This is a genomic window from Marinobacterium sp. xm-a-152, from assembly GCF_013282965.1.
In the GTDB taxonomy this organism is placed as follows: Bacteria; Pseudomonadota; Gammaproteobacteria; order Pseudomonadales; family Balneatricaceae; genus Marinobacterium_E.
The window spans coordinates 56,683-73,803 of sequence record NZ_WBYI01000006.1; the positions used below are offsets into that span (position 1 = coordinate 56,683).

General features: G+C 49.1%; 14 protein-coding genes. 9 read left to right on the forward strand and 5 right to left on the reverse strand.

The window, feature by feature from the left end; all coding sequences use genetic code 11:
* Nucleotides 1–115: 115 nt before the first annotated feature.
* Complete coding sequence (locus XMA152_RS07065; protein ID WP_173483168.1) at nucleotides 116–1,573, forward strand: deoxyribodipyrimidine photo-lyase; 1,458 nt, start codon at nucleotides 116–118, stop codon at nucleotides 1,571–1,573.
* Nucleotides 1,574–1,714: 141 nt separating this feature from the next.
* On the opposite strand, the gene XMA152_RS07070 is transcribed toward XMA152_RS07065, so the two are convergent.
* Genes XMA152_RS07070 through XMA152_RS07080 form a run of 3 tightly spaced genes read right to left on the reverse strand, consistent with a single transcriptional unit; the run spans nucleotide 1,715 to nucleotide 4,453 of the window.
* A complete protein-coding gene (locus XMA152_RS07070; RefSeq protein ID WP_173481550.1) occupies nucleotides 1,715–2,473 on the reverse strand; it encodes a CLCA_X family protein in 759 nt (252 codons plus the stop codon).
* 5 nt (nucleotides 2,474–2,478) lie between these two features.
* Complete coding sequence (locus tag XMA152_RS07075) at nucleotides 2,479–3,420, reverse strand: PDR/VanB family oxidoreductase (RefSeq protein WP_173483169.1); 942 nt, start codon at nucleotides 3,418–3,420, stop codon at nucleotides 2,479–2,481.
* Nucleotides 3,413–4,453: an aromatic ring-hydroxylating dioxygenase subunit alpha gene (locus tag XMA152_RS07080; protein WP_173483170.1), complete on the reverse strand. Its 1,041-nt coding sequence runs from the start codon at nucleotides 4,451–4,453 to the stop codon at nucleotides 3,413–3,415. The genes XMA152_RS07075 and XMA152_RS07080 overlap by 8 nt, the downstream gene beginning before the upstream one ends.
* A gap of 143 nt (nucleotides 4,454–4,596) precedes the next feature.
* Here XMA152_RS07080 and XMA152_RS07085 point away from each other — a divergent pair, with 143 nt between their 5' ends.
* Nucleotides 4,597–5,469, forward strand: coding sequence for a helix-turn-helix domain-containing protein (locus XMA152_RS07085; RefSeq protein ID WP_173481553.1), 873 nt, complete (start codon nucleotides 4,597–4,599; stop codon nucleotides 5,467–5,469).
* Between the two features lie 98 nt (nucleotides 5,470–5,567).
* On the opposite strand, the gene glk is transcribed toward XMA152_RS07085, so the two are convergent.
* Both glk and XMA152_RS07095 read right to left on the reverse strand, forming a co-directional pair.
* Nucleotides 5,568–6,521 carry a glucokinase gene (glk, locus tag XMA152_RS07090; protein ID WP_173481554.1) on the reverse strand — a complete coding sequence of 318 codons (954 nt, stop codon included), beginning with the start codon at nucleotides 6,519–6,521 and terminating at the stop codon, nucleotides 5,568–5,570.
* Nucleotides 6,522–6,523: 2 nt separating this feature from the next.
* Entirely contained in the window at nucleotides 6,524–7,375 is an 852-nt protein-coding gene (locus XMA152_RS07095) for a MurR/RpiR family transcriptional regulator (RefSeq protein ID WP_173481555.1), read from the reverse strand.
* A gap of 294 nt (nucleotides 7,376–7,669) precedes the next feature.
* Between XMA152_RS07095 and gap the strand changes: the two genes are divergently transcribed.
* From gap to XMA152_RS07130, 7 genes are all read left to right on the forward strand, one after another.
* Complete coding sequence (gene gap, locus XMA152_RS07100; RefSeq protein WP_173481556.1) at nucleotides 7,670–8,674, forward strand: type I glyceraldehyde-3-phosphate dehydrogenase; 1,005 nt, start codon at nucleotides 7,670–7,672, stop codon at nucleotides 8,672–8,674.
* Nucleotides 8,675–8,801: 127 nt separating this feature from the next.
* Nucleotides 8,802–10,250, forward strand: coding sequence for a pyruvate kinase (gene pyk / locus XMA152_RS07105; protein WP_173481557.1), 1,449 nt, complete (start codon nucleotides 8,802–8,804; stop codon nucleotides 10,248–10,250).
* A 344-nt stretch (nucleotides 10,251–10,594) separates the two neighbouring features.
* The gene (locus tag XMA152_RS07110) at nucleotides 10,595–11,698 is read left to right on the forward strand and encodes a sn-glycerol-3-phosphate ABC transporter ATP-binding protein UgpC (protein ID WP_173483171.1); all 1,104 of its coding nucleotides are present in this window, start codon (nucleotides 10,595–10,597) and stop codon (nucleotides 11,696–11,698) included.
* A 99-nt stretch (nucleotides 11,699–11,797) separates the two neighbouring features.
* Nucleotides 11,798–13,156: an ABC transporter substrate-binding protein gene (locus XMA152_RS07115; protein WP_173483172.1), complete on the forward strand. Its 1,359-nt coding sequence runs from the start codon at nucleotides 11,798–11,800 to the stop codon at nucleotides 13,154–13,156.
* A 136-nt stretch (nucleotides 13,157–13,292) separates the two neighbouring features.
* A complete protein-coding gene (locus XMA152_RS07120) occupies nucleotides 13,293–14,291 on the forward strand; it encodes a carbohydrate ABC transporter permease (protein ID WP_173483173.1) in 999 nt (332 codons plus the stop codon).
* The gene (locus tag XMA152_RS07125; protein WP_173483174.1) at nucleotides 14,291–15,442 is read left to right on the forward strand and encodes a carbohydrate ABC transporter permease; all 1,152 of its coding nucleotides are present in this window, start codon (nucleotides 14,291–14,293) and stop codon (nucleotides 15,440–15,442) included. Before XMA152_RS07120 ends, XMA152_RS07125 begins: the two co-directional genes overlap by 1 nt.
* A 192-nt stretch (nucleotides 15,443–15,634) precedes the next feature.
* Nucleotides 15,635–16,972 carry a glycoside hydrolase family 32 protein gene (locus tag XMA152_RS07130; protein WP_173483175.1) on the forward strand — a complete coding sequence of 446 codons (1,338 nt, stop codon included), beginning with the start codon at nucleotides 15,635–15,637 and terminating at the stop codon, nucleotides 16,970–16,972.
* Nucleotides 16,973–17,121 lie beyond the last annotated feature (149 nt).

Here is a 17,121-nt window from a genome sequence, read left to right on the forward strand (position 1 = left end):
CCAGTCACCGAACAAACTATAAAGTGACTGGCTTCAACCTGTCATCGGCTTTATCAGCCGGCAGTGATCCGATTCATTCCCCTCAACCTATACCTCTGCATCAACAGAGGTACACATGCCAACCCCCATCAATATTGTCTGGTTCAAACGCGATCTTCGCCTGACCGATCACCGACCTCTAAAAGAGGCGATTGAATCAGGCTTACCTCTACTGCTTATCTACATTTTCGAACCTGAGCTCATGGAAGATAGCCACTACAGTGAACGTCACTGGCGGTTTATCTATCAGAGCATCAACGATATCAATCATCAGCTTGCGGCATTTAATTCTGAAATAGTCATGCTCAACGGTGAGCCAACCGAGGTGCTCTCTAAAATACTCTCGATCACGAATGTTCACTCAATCTATAGCCACGAAGAGATCGGCATGGCCAAAACCTTTGCCCGTGATAAACGGGTAAAGAGGTTATGCATGAAGCAGGGCATTCAGTGGAATGAGTCACCCTACGGAGCCGTTATTAGAGGCGCTCGCAGTCGCGATAACTGGCTGGATAATTGGGATGCACGGATCAAAGGTCCACTGCATCAACCGGACCTAAGCCAACTGATCCCTGCTAGGCTTGGTAACTCAAACCCACTAACCTACTTCAAACCTCAACCTGATTGGTTAGAGGCTGACTCCCTGGTGCAATACGGCGGCCCAACTGCAGCAGCATCTGTAATAGAGAGCTTTTTCAAGGAGCGTGGTCAGCTCTATTCCAAAGCGATCTCGAAACCCTCCGCCTCTCGCAAGCACTGCAGTCGACTGTCCCCCTACCTTGCGTGGGGAAATATCAGCCTGGCTGAGGTTTACCAACAATCCAAACCCTCTTGCGTCAGAAGTCAGTGGGAGAAATCTCTTAGAGCGTTTCGATCTCGTCTGCACTGGCACTGCCACTTCATTCAAAAATTTGAATCTCAGATCGAGATAGAAACCCAACCGATCAATGCCGGCTACAACCAATTTCCGTGGCGAACAGATAAAAAAGTCGAAGAAGATCTAAAGGCGTGGGAGAGTGGTATGACAGGCGTGCCTCTGGTTGATGCCTGCATGCGAGCACTCAATCGTACCGGTTACATCAACTTTAGAATGCGAGCGATGCTTGTAAGCTTTCTATGCCACTACCTAAAGATTGATTGGCGCCTCGGCTCACCTCACTTAGCTCGACAGTTTCTCGATTTTGAACCGGGCATTCACTTCCCACAGTTACAGATGCAAGCAGGTACAACGGGTATTAATACGTTAAGAATCTACAACCCCACCCTACAGGCCGAGGAGCATGATCCAGAGGGTCACTTCATCGCGAAATGGGTACCTGAACTAGCGGAACTACCCAAAGAGCTCAGACACTCCCCTTGGGCGATGGGTGGACTTGAGAAACAGATGCTGGAGAGTGAGCAGAGCTATCCAGATCCAATTGTCGATCTAAAACATTCAGCTGCTGAAGCCAGAGAGCTGTTTTGGAGTTGGCGTGAACGGCCAGAGGTTCAGATGCATAATCGAGCCATTCTTAGGAGGCATGTGATTGAGTAGCTTGCCGTTCACTCAACAGCGGATGACAGGCTGAAAGCCAGTCACCTTGGTAATACTGACGTGACTGGCTTTAGCTTGTCACCTAACGGAGCTCCCGTGACTGGCTTTAGCCTGTCATCGGCACCAACAGCGTTTCAGAAACTACCTAGAAAGCGCATACCCCAACAACCCAAAGTAATCCTCAAACGCCTTATCTATAACAACCGCCTCCCCCTCCAACGGATAGAGCCCTTTTGTATCCCGAACGATATCTTTAGGGTTTATCAGTAAGCTATTCTTTATCTCCGCTCTCGATATCCAAGCCTCAAATGCACGAGCAAACAACTCTTCGGGCAGGCTCCAATAGAGCGATCCTGCTTGCTTATCTAAGACAACGGATCGAGTGACATAGTCACTTGGACTCTGTTTATCGTTGGAAAGGTAGAGCGCCGTGTAAAGCCGGTCTAAGGCATCATTAAGTGGATGCACTTTGTGGGTAAAGTCAGCCAACCATGCTGTCGTTGCGAAACGTGCGCCAACATCCTCTTCGAAAGAGGTTTTAGCCAGATAGTGGTCTAAAGCGTGCGCCCACTCATGAGCCAAACTGCCAATTCCGGCTTTTTTAGCCAGGGCAAGGGTTCGAGCTGAGGGTTGATAGTGCGCACAGACACCGGGACGTCCACCGGTGCCATAATGGAGTGATAGTTCGCCACGAAGTGACAGCGCAAAATTAGGAAGACCGAGTATCTCCTGAAGATCTAACAGGGCAATAAAGAACTCTTCAGCCCGCATCGCCTGCTCTTTAGCGGTGACCCACCCACCAATGCGCACCGAACGAAAATCGAAGAAATTGCGAATCTCATTAAACCCAGGGTTGTGACCCAGATTTCGGGGAGGGCCTCGTCGCCAAACGCGCTGCATTCGTTCTACAAATCAATCTCGATCACAGGCGTTTTACTGCGTGAACAGCAGACCGTCATTTGTCGATTTGAGGCCTGCTCCTCTTCGCTTTGATACAGATCTCGGTGATCCGGCTCACCGGAAACAACATCAACCAGACAGGTACCACAAACACCCGATTCACAAGAGAGAGGAACAAAGACGCCTGCATCCTCTAGAACTTCAGCAATGGTTTGATCAACCGGTACCAGATACTCATCACCGGTCGATTTCAACTTCACAGTAAATGGTTGATCCCCCTCTTCCACTTCGGGAACGGCCGCATTGAAATACTCTCGATTGATCTGATCCGTGCGCCAGCCAGTCTCTTTAGCAGCATCCAATAACGCATCAATAAAACGCTGAGGGCCACACACATAGAGCTGCTCATCGGCCTGAGGATTTGCCAACTCAACTGCCAGGTCAAGTCCGCCATCACTAGAGAAAGAGAAACGGCAAGCCGCTGAAAAATCACACTGCTGCAGTTGAGAGTAATAGGCTGCTCTCTCAGGTGACTTTGCTCGGTAGAGAAGATCAAATTGACTGCCACGTGCATTCAGTTCACGCGCCATCGCAAGCATCGGTGTTATACCAATGCCTGCTGCAAAAAGACGGTGATTGGACGCTGTTTTCAAGCCAAAGTGATTTTGCGACTCATCCGCCTCAATGATATCGCCGACTTCTAGCGCTGCGACGGCTTTAGAACCTCCGCGTGATTCAGCTTCAATCAACACAGCTAGTTCATAATATGTAGTTGAGGTACCGGGATTACAGATAGAGTACTGACGACTCAAACCGGTACCCAGGTGCAAATTGATATGCGCTCCTGCACTGACTTTTGGCAATGGCTCGCCTGATGCAGATTCCAACGTCAGGCTCACAATCTGATCGGTGAGAAGGGCTTTACTCGCAACCCGCAGCTTAAGCATTACCCGCCTCCCGTTCTAACTTAATCGCACGCTCAATCATACGCCGCGCCTGAACACCGCCGGCATCAATATCCAATTTAAGCAGGTCACGATCTGGGTAGCGATCCAAGTTCTTCTGCTGCGCTTCCAGTACTTCAAGATCTTCAGTAAAGATACCACCCTGCCCTTCACGAATCTTATCGGTTAGCGCGGTATCCTCAGGCTGGAAGTTTCGCGCCATACCCCAGAAGTAGTGCATTGTTGAATCCGTCTCAGGGGTAATAAAATCGACCACCACACTGCTAGCACGCTTCTCAAGCGGCGCATCAATACCGCCGTTACCCGCAAGCGCCACACCCACGTCAATCATGATGTGACTCGGTGCATTAAATCGGCAGATCTGCCAGCGGTCGACGGTCGCATTAGGGTCTAACCCCTGAAACTCCATCGCCATTTGCCAAAACGGAGGGGCTTTAACCTCTGGCATAAAGCGCTCAGTAATGACCTGATCACCCTCCATACGCGTTTTCACCGGCGCTTCATCGATCTCTTTTTGACCAATACTGGTCGAGTGAACGTAGGTTTCGTGAGTCAGGTCCATCAGGTTATCAATCATCAAACGGTAGTCACACTTGATGTGGAACAGGCCTCCACCATAAGCCCAACCAGCATTCTCAGCCCAATGGAACTTAGGCAATTTAGACTCATCCGCTAGTGCTCTATCGCCGGGCCACACCCAGATGAACCCGTACTTCTCCATCACTGGGAACGAGCGCGTGCAAGGGAATCGATCGGTACGCTGTTTTGGCATCGAGATCGTCTGACCATCTGGACCCATACGCAGGCCATGATAGCCACAGACCAACTCACCCTCTTCTACATACCCCAACGACATGGCCGCGCCGCGGTGAGGACAAAAGTCTTCAATACATGCGATGGCATCACCTTTACCACGGTACATAACCAAGTTGTGGTTACAGATGGTGCGACCGAGTGGTTTATCGGTCACTTCAGACGACATAGCTGCGACGTACCAGGCGTTTTGAATATGCATGACGAACTCCTTTTAATTTTATGAACTCAGTATCGCAATTGGCTTAAGAACTCCCAACTCAAAAAAACGCCAATTAATTGCACTTTTCGATCAAATAATAGAGATTATAGGCAAATACTATCTATGGATTTACTTTTTTCGTCATGCAGAGATCTACAAAGTCATCTATGACACCCAACTATGCACTCTACGGTGACAGCCAGAGTGACGCTCAAGCAGGGTTTGTTCATATTGAGACAGTTCAAGAGAGTAGCAGACCCTACCGCGGCATTATCAAACCGCATAAGCATAGCGATCTATTTCAGGTCTTAATCATTGAACAAGGTGAAGCTGAGATTCAACTGGAGGATGATCAAGTTTCAATTAACGAACCCGTTATCGTTACGCTGCCGCCAGATAATAGGCACGGTTTTCACTTTCACAACGGTATAAGAGGAGTCATTTTAAGCATCGCTCTGCCGATTATTCAGCAAGACATCGATATTGTGACCAGCAGCGCCTCTATTCTTCTTCTGGGGGATAAAGAGGAAGCGACGAAACAGATACTGACCATCGCAGAACTTTTAATAGAAGAGCAGCAACAACCTACCGATCAACAGAGCGTTTCACTGCAACTGATCCACACACTGTTCGCAATGATCAAAAGAGTGGATACCGCGTTAACATTGAGTGAGAAGCTACCCGATGCGTTGAAACAGTTTTCTCAACTGATCGAAAGCAGTTTAGAGAACCGATGGGATATTGATGATTACGCATCGCAGTGCGGAGTTTCAACAAGTACCCTCAACCGTCTGTGTAAAAAACACTTTGGAAAAAGTGCTCTACAGACAATCAATCAGCGTTTAGCCATTGAGATCAAACGACGGTTAGCCTTCACTCAGCGATCAATAGCACTGATATCGGATGAGTTAGGGTTCAGTGATCCGGGGTATTTCACGCGATTCGTTAAACGAGAGCTTGGTGAAACACCCATGGCGTTTCGAAAAAGACATCAGTTTGACGTAGAGAGCGGGTGACAGGCTGAATGCCAGTCACCAGTGTACAAATTACGCTACGGAGCCGCCGTGACTGGCCTTCAGCCTGTCATCGGCACTACCAGCAGACTTCCAGAGCCCTATACCAACGCCGCTGCAGCCCCAATCAAACCCGGCTCTTCAGCCGTCATAACATAGGTCGGAATGGTCGACATGTACTGATCGAAACGCCCTTTGGCTTCAAAACGCTGTCTAAATCCGCTCTCGATAAAGAAGTCGAGCATCTTAGGAACGATACCACCGGTGACGAATACACCACCCTGCGCTCCATAAGAGAGAGCCAAGTTACCTGCAACACTGCCATAGATTTTGCAGAACTGCTCCAGCGTCTCTAACGCGAACTGATCTCGCTCTTCAAATGCTAAGCGACTGATCTCGGCTGGTGAGATTCGCTCAACCGGAGAGCCGCGCAGTTCCGCTAGGGCTTGGTAGATGTTTTGAATCCCCATACCCGATACAAGACGTTCTGCTGAGACACGTTCATAACGTTTTAACAACCAACGCAGAATCGCTACCTCCTGTTCTGTGGTCGGTGCAAAATCGACATGCCCGCCCTCAGTCACCAGAGGAATGGATGCACCACCCGAGCGAACCAAACCTGACACACCTAAACCCGTGCCTGCACCCAACACAGCAATCGGAAAATCGTCCAGAGGCTCTCCACGACCCACCTGAATCAGTTGATTACCCGTCAGATTAGCCGCGGCATAAGCCATCGCAGCGTAATCATTAATGACAGATAGCTGTTCAATACCAAAATGGTTCTGCAGATCTCGCTTTGAAAATACCCAACCGTTGTTGGTCATCGAAATCCTATCGTTGTGGGTAGGACAAGCAATGGCAATACAGCAACGATCGGGAACATCACTTCCAAGATCACTAAGGTACTGTTTAATCGCCAGATCAATCGAAGCAAAGTCATCGACTGCTAAATTACGAATATTAGTCGGATTAATAGAACCCGTTTCAACCATTGCAAAACGCGCGTTGGTGCCACCGATATCGGCAATCAGAGAGAAGTTGTTCACACTCATACCTATTTTGCTGGGTAACGTGTCTCTTTTAATGAGTCTTTGATGTTTTTGAGGTGCTTAAGGAAGTCCGGTCCGCGACGTAACGTGACACCCGTCGCCAGTATATCGATTACGGTCAGGTGCATAATACGAGAGGTCATTGGCATGTAGACATCGGTATCTTCTGGTGCATCAACCTCAACAACAATAGAACAGTGCTGTGCCAGTGGTGAATTCGGTGCGGTAATGCCAACCACGGTGGCACCACTCGCACGGGCTAGCTCAGCAATATCAACTAACTCACGAGTACGACCGGTGTAACTGATAATGACAATAACATCGCCTGTAGAAGAAGCAGCCGCAGTCATACGCTGCATCAGTACGTCGTCGTAAGCGACGACTGGGATGTTAAAGCGGAAGAACTTGTGCTGAGCATCTTGCGCAACAGGCCAAGAGGCACCCAAGCCAAAAAACATGATCTGCTTAGCCTGAATCAACTGATCCACCGCTAGATTGATCATCTGTGGATCAACGGTCTTCTTAGCAGTGACCAACGCAGCGATGGTCGCGTCGATGATCTTGTTGGTGTAGCTCTCTGAGTCGTCATCAGGTTCGACACTGCGACTAACATAGGGAACACCGTGTGCTAACGCCTGAGCTAGATGCAGTTTAAAATCTGGGAAACCGGCTGTATTGAAACGTTTACAAAAACGATTAACCGTCGGCTCACTCACCTGAGCAGCGCGAGCTAATACGGCAATAGAGGATCTTGTCGCCGCCTGCGGGTCTGCAAGAATGACTTCAGCGACTTTACGCTCGGAACGATTCAGCGACTCAAGCTCTGCACTGATCTGCTGCATGATGTTAGATGGCATTAGCTACCTCAACAAATTTCATCGAAATCTAATTAAGTTACTTTAACACACCAAAGGTTAGTAAAAAACTTACGAATTAAAAGAAATTACGTAAGTTAATAACTTTTATGAGAGTAGCCTTAAATAGCGTAAACCCTATGAAAATTGGCTATATACGCTATAAATAGGGTCATTATTGCAAAAAAGAATAGGGATTTTATAACCCATACGATTGAACTTTAGACGAAAGTCGGCAAAACTGTACGTAAATTTACAACATAAACTGATAATAAAATTAGTTACGAGGGTTTTGAAATGACAATTCGCGTTGGCATTAACGGTTTTGGCCGTATCGGCCGCATGGCGTTCCGTGCAATCTACCAAGAGTTCAATGGTGATATTGAGGTGGTTGGTATTAACGACCTGCTTGGGTCTGAATACCTGGCTTACATGCTGAAATACGACTCAGTGCACGGTCAATTTAAAGGCGATATCCAAACCGACAACGGCAACCTAATTGTGAACGGCAAAACCATCCGCCTAACCGCTGAGCGCGATCCTGCTGATCTTGCTTGGGGTGATATCGATGTCGATCTCGTCCTTGAGTGTACTGGCTTCTTCCTAACCGAAGAGGGTTGTCAAAAACATATTGAAGCAGGCGCTAAGAAAGTCGTCATGTCGGCTCCATCAAAAGACGGCACTCCGATGTTCGTTTATGGCGTAAACCATGAAACCTACGCAGGCCAAGCGATCGTCTCTGCAGCCTCTTGTACAACCAACTGTCTTGCACCCGTGGCTAAAGTCCTAAACGACAAATGGGGTGTGAAACGCGGTCTAATGACAACCGTTCACGCCGCTACAGCGACTCAAAAAACCGTTGACGGCCCATCGGCAAAAGATTGGCGCGGCGGTCGTGGTATTCTAGAGAACATCATCCCCTCCTCTACTGGTGCCGCTAAAGCGGTGGGAGTAGTACTTCCTGAACTCAACGGCAAACTTACCGGTATGGCTTTCCGTGTACCAACTACAGACGTATCGGTCGTTGACCTAACCGTTGAGCTAAATAGTGAAGCGAGCTACGAAGATATCTGCTGTGCAATGCGTGAAGCTTCAGAGACAGGCGCTCTGGGTGAAACGCTAGGCTTTACTGATGATGCCGTTGTTGCAACGGATTTCCGTGGTTGTAACAAGTCATCGATCTTCGACTGCAAGGCTGGCATCCAATTGGATGACACCTTTGTGAAAGTGGTCGCTTGGTATGACAACGAGTATGGCTACACCTGTAACATGCTTCGTTTTGCTAAAGTCGTTGCTCAATAAAACTGAACAACCATTTCACACAAACGCCATCTAATCGTGGTATAACTTTCTACAACTCTCTACAACTGAGGGCTAACACTAGTTAGCCCTGCTTACCCACCGAAAGCAAACCGCTTAAGGATTTAAGATGCAACGCAGAACCAAAATTGTCGCTACCCTTGGCCCAGCAACCGATTCACCAGAGGTACTTGAACGCCTCGTTCAAGCGGGTGTGAACGTTGTCCGACTAAACTTCTCGCACGGCGAGGCGGATGATCACAAGAAGCGCGCAGCCATGGTTCGTGAAGCTGCCGCAAAAGCGGGTCGATTCGTTGCGATCTTAGGGGACTTACAAGGCCCTAAAATTCGTATTGCGCGATTCACAGACACTAAGATCCATCTCAAAGTGGGTGATCGTTTTGCTCTGGACTCGAGCATGGACAAAACAGCCGGCACACAAGAGGCTGTGGGTATCGACTACGAGCAACTGGTAGAAGATTGTAAACCAGGTGATGTGCTACTGCTTGATGACGGTCGTGTACAGATGCGCGTTGTTGAGAAGAAGCCAAACCGCTTGGAGTGTGAAGTGACCGTTGGCGGCCCACTTTCAAACAATAAGGGCATCAACCTACAGGGCGGTGGCCTTTCAGCTGCTGCTCTGACTGAAAAAGATAAAGCGGACATCATTACCGCGGCAGAGATCAATGTGGACTACCTAGCGGTCTCCTTCCCTCGCTCGGGTGCTGACATCACAGAAGCACGCGAACTGATGAATGCGGCCGGTGGTGACGCAGGGATTGTTGCTAAGATCGAACGTGCAGAGACGGTTAGCTGTGTCGAAAATATCGATGAGATCATTCTGGCATCCGACAGCGTTATGGTTGCTCGTGGCGACTTAGGCGTAGAGATCGGCGATGCAGAACTGATCGGCATTCAGAAATTGATCATCGATCGTGCACGCACACTGGATCGCACCGTAATCACAGCAACGCAGATGATGGAGTCAATGATCTCCAGCCCCATGCCGACTCGTGCAGAGGTTTTTGACGTAGCCAACGCTGTTCTAGATGGAACCGATGCCGTCATGCTCTCAGCTGAAACGGCTGCTGGTGAGTTCCCAATTGAGACCGTTGAGGCGATGTCTCGCGTCATTATAGGCGCCGAGAAGAACCGTCAATCTCAAGTCTCTAAGCACCGTATGAACGAGCGGTTCCACAAAATCGATGAATCGATCGCCTTGGCGGCTATGTATACGGCTAACCACTTAGAGGGTGTCACTGCGATTATTTCTATGACTGAATCAGGGGCTACACCCCTTCTGATGTCGCGCATTCGCTCTGGCCTACCGATCTTCGCCTTCTCGAAGAATCCAAAGACACAGACCCGCGTGGCACTCTACCGTGGCGTTAAAACCGTTCCGTTTGATTCAGAAGCGGTTCCCAACGAAGAGATCAACCAACGTGCTGTCGAAGAGCTACAGCGTCGTAAGGTAGTAAAAGAGGGTGATATCGTCTTGATTACTAAGGGCGACTACGTCAACGCTCAGGGTGGTACCAACACCATGAAGATCGTTCGCGTCGGACCGAATATTAAGTAAATCTTACAAACTCACTGCGGATGACAGGCTGAATGCCTGTCACCGGTATATCCCCTCTTATGAACTAGCAGTGACTGGCTTCAACCCGTCACCTGTTTATCTACCTTACGAAGTGACAGTGACTGGCTTCAGCCTGTCATCTGCCTTATCAGCGTCTTCCAGACACCCCATTCTTAACGCACTGCAAAAAATTTAAGAAGCCGTTAAGAGGTATTTTTGACTTGCTTCTTAATCGTTCCCTGACTAAATTACGTAGCTACTAAATCGATTAAGTAAAGCGTCTGTTTTGCATAATCTTATAACTGCAGGAAGCAGTATTAATAATAAGCAACTGGAGGTTTTTGGTGGCATCGGTCAATCTGAGCAACCTAAACAAAATTTACGGCGAAAAAAGCAAAACGCCGGTCCACATTCTTCATGATGTTAATCTCGACATCACCGACGGTGAGTTTGTGGTATTCGTTGGGCCTTCAGGCTGTGGTAAATCAACCCTACTTCGTTGTATTGCAGGACTTGAAGAGATCTCTTCAGGCGACCTGAATATCGCTGGTGAGCGCGTCAACGATCACACACCTAAAGAGCGTGGCATCGGCATGGTCTTTCAGTCATATGCGCTCTATCCGCACATGTCCGTCTACCACAACATGGCGTTTGGTCTTGAACTCTCTGGCATGCCTAAGGATGAGATCCGCAGCCGCGTAACTGAAGTGGCTAAGACTCTGCAACTGGATCATCTACTGGATCGTAAGCCTAAAGCTCTATCAGGTGGCCAGCGCCAACGTGTTGCTATAGGTCGCGCCATAGTTCGTGAGCCTAAAGTCTTCCTTTTCGACGAGCCTCTTTCTAATTTAGATGCGGCACTACGTGTTCAGATGCGTATCGAAATTGCTCGTCTTCACGGTACGCTAAAGAACACTATGATCTACGTGACTCACGATCAGATCGAAGCGATGACGCTTGCAGACAAAATCGTCGTTCTAAGCGCAGGCCGCATTGAGCAGGTGGGTGCGCCACTGGAACTGTACCACCGCCCTGCTAACCGTTTTGTCGCTGGTTTCATTGGCTCACCGAAGATGAACTTCCTAGAAGTGAGTGTCGATGCAGTCGAGAAAAATAAGATCACGATCTCTCTTGATGGTCACTCTCTGACGCTAGAGCGCCAAACTGATGCTTTTGCCTGCGATAAAGCCGCACTTGGCATTCGCCCAGAACACCTAACAGTAGATGGTAGCGGCGATCTCTTTATTGAGAGCACCGTCAGCCATGTCGAGCATCTTGGTGACCAGTGCATGATATATATGGATTTGGAAGGTTTGGAATCACCCGTTGTTGTTGTCGCTGATGGCGATGTCACTGCAAAGAGCGGCCAAACATTAAAGCTCGGCATTCCGGTTGAACGTTGTCACCTGTTTGATCAGAACGATCAGCGTGTGCTTCCGGTTGAATAAGAATTTGAGTTTCGTGCATTCGGCATGATTTTCACGGGTTGAGCACCCGGCATAGTGCAAGCCGCTCACACAATAAAATCAAAACAGAGGTTTACCCTGATGACTCTACGTAAGACTCTTTCGGTAGCAATCGCACTTGCTACTCTTTCAGGCACAGCGGCAGCTGAAGGTCTAAAGTTCGATAAAGCAGACAACCGTTTCTCTTGGGATTCACTGTCAAAATTCCAAAAGATGGATCTAAATGGCAAAACAATTCGCTTTGACGGCCCATGGATCGATGGTGACGAAGCTAACCTTCGCACAGTGATTGCCTACTTCGAAGAAGCGACCGGCGCGACTGTTGAATACAACGGCTCTAACGACTTCGAACAGCTTGTTCTAGTTGATATGAAAGCGGGCAACCCACCCAACCTAGCAGCATGGCCACAACCTGGTACCGTGTCTGAGCTAGCATCACAGGGTAACCTAGTCGCTCTATCTGACAGTGTTGAGCAAGCGGTAGCAACTAACTACGCAGCAGGCCAAAGCTGGGTTGATCTAGGTACTTACAAAGGCGCTGACGGCAAAGAGGCGATGTTTGGTCTTCCATACAACGTTAACTTGAAGTCACTCGTTTGGTACGTACCAGAGAACTTTGAAGAGATGGGTTACGAAATCCCACAATCGATGGAAGAGCTTATTGCTCTATCTGATCAGATTGTAAAAGATGGCGGCACACCTTGGTGTATCGGCATGGAGTCTGGCGGTGCAACCGGTTGGGTTGGTACGGACTGGATGGAAGATCTAATGCTTCGCACTCAGCCACCTTCTGTCTACGATCAGTGGGTTTCAAACGAGATGCCATTCAACGATCCTAAAGTGATTGAAGTCATGAACACCTTCGGTCAGTTCGTGCTGAACGACGACTACGTGGATGGTTCATCTTCTGCTGTTGCTTCGATCTTCTTCGGTGACTCACCAAAAGGTTTGTTCGATACACCACCTAAGTGTTACATGCACCGTCAGGCGTCGTTCATCCCTGCATTCTTCCCAGATCAGTACAAAGAGACTATCGGTACAGATTCTGACTTCTTCTACTTCCCATCGTACGAAAGCAAAGATCTAGGTAACCCTGTTCTTGGCGGTGGTACGTTGATCACGATGATGAAGGACTCACCAGAATCACAAGTCTTCATGGACTACCTGACTTCACCAATCGCACACGAGTTGTGGATGGCTGGCCAAGGCTTCCTAACACCACACAAAGGCGCGAAGCTTGAAGCTTACTCAAGCGACACGCTACGTAAGCAAGGTGAGATCTTCTTGAATGCAACAACCTTCCGCTTCGATGCGTCTGACCTAATGCCAGGTGCTATCGGTGCCGGTGCATTCTGGACAGGTATGGTTGACTTCACTTCAGGCAAATCGGCTGAAGAAGTCACTACCGACATCCAAAAAGCTTGGGATGCTATCAAGTAATAGCGCCCACCTTCGCTTCATCTGCGATAAAGCTCCTACACTCTTGTAGGAGCGATCTCGCAGAGGTCGCGATTCAAAAGAGGGATCAGACTCAAGGTCTGATCCCACTCTCTGATCGACTCATATTGAGACCACTATGACTGAACAGATCTACTCTGCCCTAATCGCGATCCTTATTGGTGTATCCGCGGTTATTATCTACTTCTGGGGCAGCAACTGGATTCTAGATGCGCTGATTTCAAAATCATCACGCGCTAACAAAGAGGTACTTCGCGAGAAAATCCGCCCATGGCTATTTGCGGGGCCGGCACTCTTCTTCTTGACGCTCTACCTTGTCTACCCTGTTTTCGAAACCCTGTGGCTGTCGTTCCAAAACTCCGACTCCACAGAGTTTGTTGGCTGGTCCAACTACGCATGGCTGTTTAATGACGGACAGTTCCATATTACGCTGCGCAACAACCTACTTTGGCTGATCATTGTGCCTACACTCTCTACTGTTTTTGGTCTCGCAGTAGCTGTGTTAGCCGATCGTGCCAAGTTCGGCACCATCGCCAAATCAATTATTTTCATGCCGATGGCGATCTCATTTGTTGGTGCCTCGGTTATCTGGAAGTTTGTCTACCACTACAACGGTGAAGGCGATACTCAAATCGGCATTCTTAACGCCATAGTGGTGGCGTTCGGTGGCGAACCGCAGTTCTGGTTATCGATGGAGATCTGGAACTCTGTACTGCTGATGGTCATCCTCATTTGGATTCAGACCGGTTTTGCGATGGTGATTTTAGGTGCTGCACTTCGCAGTGTTCCTGAAGAGACACTAGAAGCAGCGATCATCGATGGCGCTAACCGTCGTCAGCTATTCTTCCGAATCACACTACCCCAGATCATGCCAACCGTCATCGTGGTTTGGACCACCATCGCCATTCTGGTTTTGAAAGTATTCGACATCGTCTTAGCGATGACCAATGGCCAGTGGGAAACCCAAGTATTGGCCAACCTAATGTATGACTGGATGTTCCGCGGTGCCGGTGACTTTGGCCGAGGCAGTGCCATTGCCATCATTATCATGTTGTCAGTGACACCAATCATGGCTTGGAACATCTACCGTTTCCGTAAAGATGAGGCAGGACGCTAATGAGTACACAATCTTCTTTCTTGCCAAGGTTCTTTAACGGCACCGCACTAACCGCCCTGGTTATTCTTTGGCTAGTCCCAACACTGGGTCTGTTTGTCAGCTCTATCCGTGACAAAGATCAGTTGGCGGCATCGGGCTGGTGGACCTCGTTTAATGAGTCAAAACAGGTCACCTTTGCCCGGACCGATCTACCTGAGACACAACAGCAGATTGATGGTCAGTTTGTCTTAAGCGGTCAACTGACGGCTGACGATGGCACTGCATTCACAAACATCTTAGCGTTCGGCAGCAGCTCACGGGATCCAGAAGAGGTTCCAGCCGGTGAGACAGCAACGCTAAAAAATGGTGCGCAGCTAACGGTGAACAGTGACGGTAGCTACACCTATGTCCAGGACAAAGAGATTACCGGCAGCCGTGGCAAGCGTATCTTCTTCGCCTACGGTCAACCGCCACGCTTTACGCTAGAGAACTACGACAATGTCTTGGATAAAGGCAAAATCGGTCAGGCGTTTCTTAATACACTGGCCGTAACCATCCCTGCGACGGTGATTCCGGTTCTGATTGCAGCTTTCGCAGCCTACGCGTTCAGCTGGATGCAGTTTGCAGGTCGTGAGTGGCTGTTTGCCGTGGTCATTGGCCTATTGGTCGTGCCACTACAAACTTCTCTGGTACCACTACTGCGCCTCTATTCAGATCTAGGCCAGATGTTCGGCTTTGAGAGCAAAGGCTACCCGGGTGTCTGGATGGCACATACCGGCTTCGGTTTGCCACTTGCGATCTACCTAATGCGCAACTACATGAAGAGCCTACCAGGCGATCTGATTGAGAGTGCACGTGTCGATGGCGCAAGTCACTTCCAGGTCTTTACCAGAATCATTCTGCCGCTCTCTCTACCGGCTCTGGCCAGCTTCACGATTTTCCAATTCCTATGGGTATGGAACGATCTTCTGGTTGCGTTGGTGTTCCTAGGACAGGGCGAAGATCAGATAGTACTGACGGCTCAACTGCGTGCCCTACTGGGTACCCGCGGTTCAAACTGGGAAGTCCTAACCTCAGGCGCCTTCATCAGCATTATCTTGCCGCTGCTCGTCTTCTTTGCCCTGCAACGATTCTTTGTCCGCGGCTTGGTAGCAGGTTCAGTGAAAGGCTAAGCCAGCCTTTGGCGGTGACTGGCTTTCAGCCTGTCATCCACTGTATGGAAATCACTGAGAAAGCAGATGACAGGCTAAAGCCAGTCACTGTTGATATGAACTGAATTAGGTGACTGGCTTTAGCCTGTCACTGGTGAATTAAAAAAACAAAGGTGACTGGCTTCAGCCTGTCACCAAAACAGCGAATAAAACATGACCAACAAACAAGACCAAACACTACCCGAGCACTTCAAAGCTCCGCGCGGTTGGATCAACGATCCAAACGGCTTGGTCTATTGTGACGGTCGTTACCACCTCTTCTACCAGCACTACCCAGACGGTCTGACTTGGGGCCCTATGCACTGGGGCCATGCTGTAAGCTCTGATTTGAATCAGTGGCAGCACAAACCCATTGCTTTAGAGCCTGACGAGCAGGGAATGTGCTTCTCTGGCAGTGCCATTGTCGACTGGAAGGATGATTCGGGCCTATTTGATGGCCAAGCGGGTCTTATCGCTTTCTATACCGCTCACCGTGACAAAGAGGGGTTTGATCGCGGCTATGAGCAAGATCAATGCATCGCCTACTCTAGCGACAGTGGTGAGACCTGGACCAAATATTCAAACAACCCTGTTTTGAGCAATCCTGGTTTTTCTGACTTCCGCGATCCTAAAGTCTTTTGGCACGAAGAGAGTCAGCACTGGATTCTGTGTCTGGCAACGCGTCAAACCATCTCTTTCTACCGCTCCAAAAATCTACTCGATTGGAGCTTCTGCTCAGAGTTTGGTGAAGGCCAAGGGGCACACGAATGGCACCCTTGGGAGTGCCCTGATCTATTCGAACTGACCACCGAGGATGGTCAAACCGCTTGGGTATTGGTAGTGGGAATTGGTATGACACCGGATATTCACTACGGTTCGTACACCCAATACTTTATCGGTGACTTTGACGGAATACAGTTTACTAACCGCAACTCAGCCGACAGGGTTTTACTGTTAGATGAGGGGCGCGACTACTATGCGACACAGAGCTGGTCAGACGCACCCAATAATGAACGACTGGCCATCTCTTGGTTTAGCAACTGGCGCTACGCCAATGAACTACCCTGCTCGATCACCAATGGCCAGATGACACTGCCTCGTCAGTTGAAACTGATAGAGAGCGCTGATGGATTAAGAGTCGCACAACAGTTTGCGAGTCGTTCAGAAGCCGAGGTCATTCAGCCAACCGACTCTATTAGGTTGAACAAGGGCAAACACCAGAGCACTCAATTCAATTTGAACGTCGGTGAATCTGCCTATTTTGCTTCAGACGATGAAGCGCATCGAATTGAGATCAAGCGCACAGAAGACCGTTACCAGATAAGTATTAGCCGCTCTGCTGATACCGATGATGACGAGTTAAACCGGCATTTTTCGCATCAATACAGCCGGGATTTGAATGTAAACGGGCCGCTGAATGTAGAGTGGATCTTCAGTGAAGCGGGGCTAGAGATGCTACTGGCCGATGGGTTAATGAGTATTACGCAGAGATCGCTTCCGGAGCGACCTTAAAAGAGTGTTGGAGCGTCCTTAAAAAGGTCGCGAAGCTTTAAACAGATCTGGGATCGCCTCATCTTCGATAAGGCTCCAACAAAAGCTGGGTGACAGGCTGAAGGCCAGTCACCCGAAAAGAAACACCGGTGACTGGCTTCAGCCTGTCA

What these genes read in the sequence shown, in the direction of transcription:
- XMA152_RS07085 (WP_173481553.1), top strand. Translation starts at nt 4,597, where the DNA reads ATGCAGAGATCTACAAAGTCATCTATGACACCCAACTATGCACTCTAC.
- XMA152_RS07125 (WP_173483174.1), top strand. Translation starts at nt 14,291, where the DNA reads ATGAGTACACAATCTTCTTTCTTGCCAAGGTTCTTTAACGGCACCGCA.
- XMA152_RS07115 (WP_173483172.1), top strand. Translation starts at nt 11,798, where the DNA reads ATGACTCTACGTAAGACTCTTTCGGTAGCAATCGCACTTGCTACTCTT.
- gap (WP_173481556.1), top strand. Translation starts at nt 7,670, where the DNA reads ATGACAATTCGCGTTGGCATTAACGGTTTTGGCCGTATCGGCCGCATG.
- XMA152_RS07120 (WP_173483173.1), top strand. Translation starts at nt 13,293, where the DNA reads ATGACTGAACAGATCTACTCTGCCCTAATCGCGATCCTTATTGGTGTA.
- pyk (WP_173481557.1), top strand. Translation starts at nt 8,802, where the DNA reads ATGCAACGCAGAACCAAAATTGTCGCTACCCTTGGCCCAGCAACCGAT.
- glk (WP_173481554.1), bottom strand. Translation starts at nt 6,521, where the DNA reads ATGAGTGTGAACAACTTCTCTCTGATTGCCGATATCGGTGGCACCAAC.
- XMA152_RS07130 (WP_173483175.1), top strand. Translation starts at nt 15,635, where the DNA reads ATGACCAACAAACAAGACCAAACACTACCCGAGCACTTCAAAGCTCCG.
- XMA152_RS07070 (WP_173481550.1), bottom strand. Translation starts at nt 2,473, where the DNA reads ATGCAGCGCGTTTGGCGACGAGGCCCTCCCCGAAATCTGGGTCACAAC.
- XMA152_RS07075 (WP_173483169.1), bottom strand. Translation starts at nt 3,420, where the DNA reads ATGCTTAAGCTGCGGGTTGCGAGTAAAGCCCTTCTCACCGATCAGATT.
- XMA152_RS07095 (WP_173481555.1), bottom strand. Translation starts at nt 7,375, where the DNA reads ATGCCATCTAACATCATGCAGCAGATCAGTGCAGAGCTTGAGTCGCTG.
- XMA152_RS07065 (WP_173483168.1), top strand. Translation starts at nt 116, where the DNA reads ATGCCAACCCCCATCAATATTGTCTGGTTCAAACGCGATCTTCGCCTG.
- XMA152_RS07080 (WP_173483170.1), bottom strand. Translation starts at nt 4,453, where the DNA reads ATGCATATTCAAAACGCCTGGTACGTCGCAGCTATGTCGTCTGAAGTG.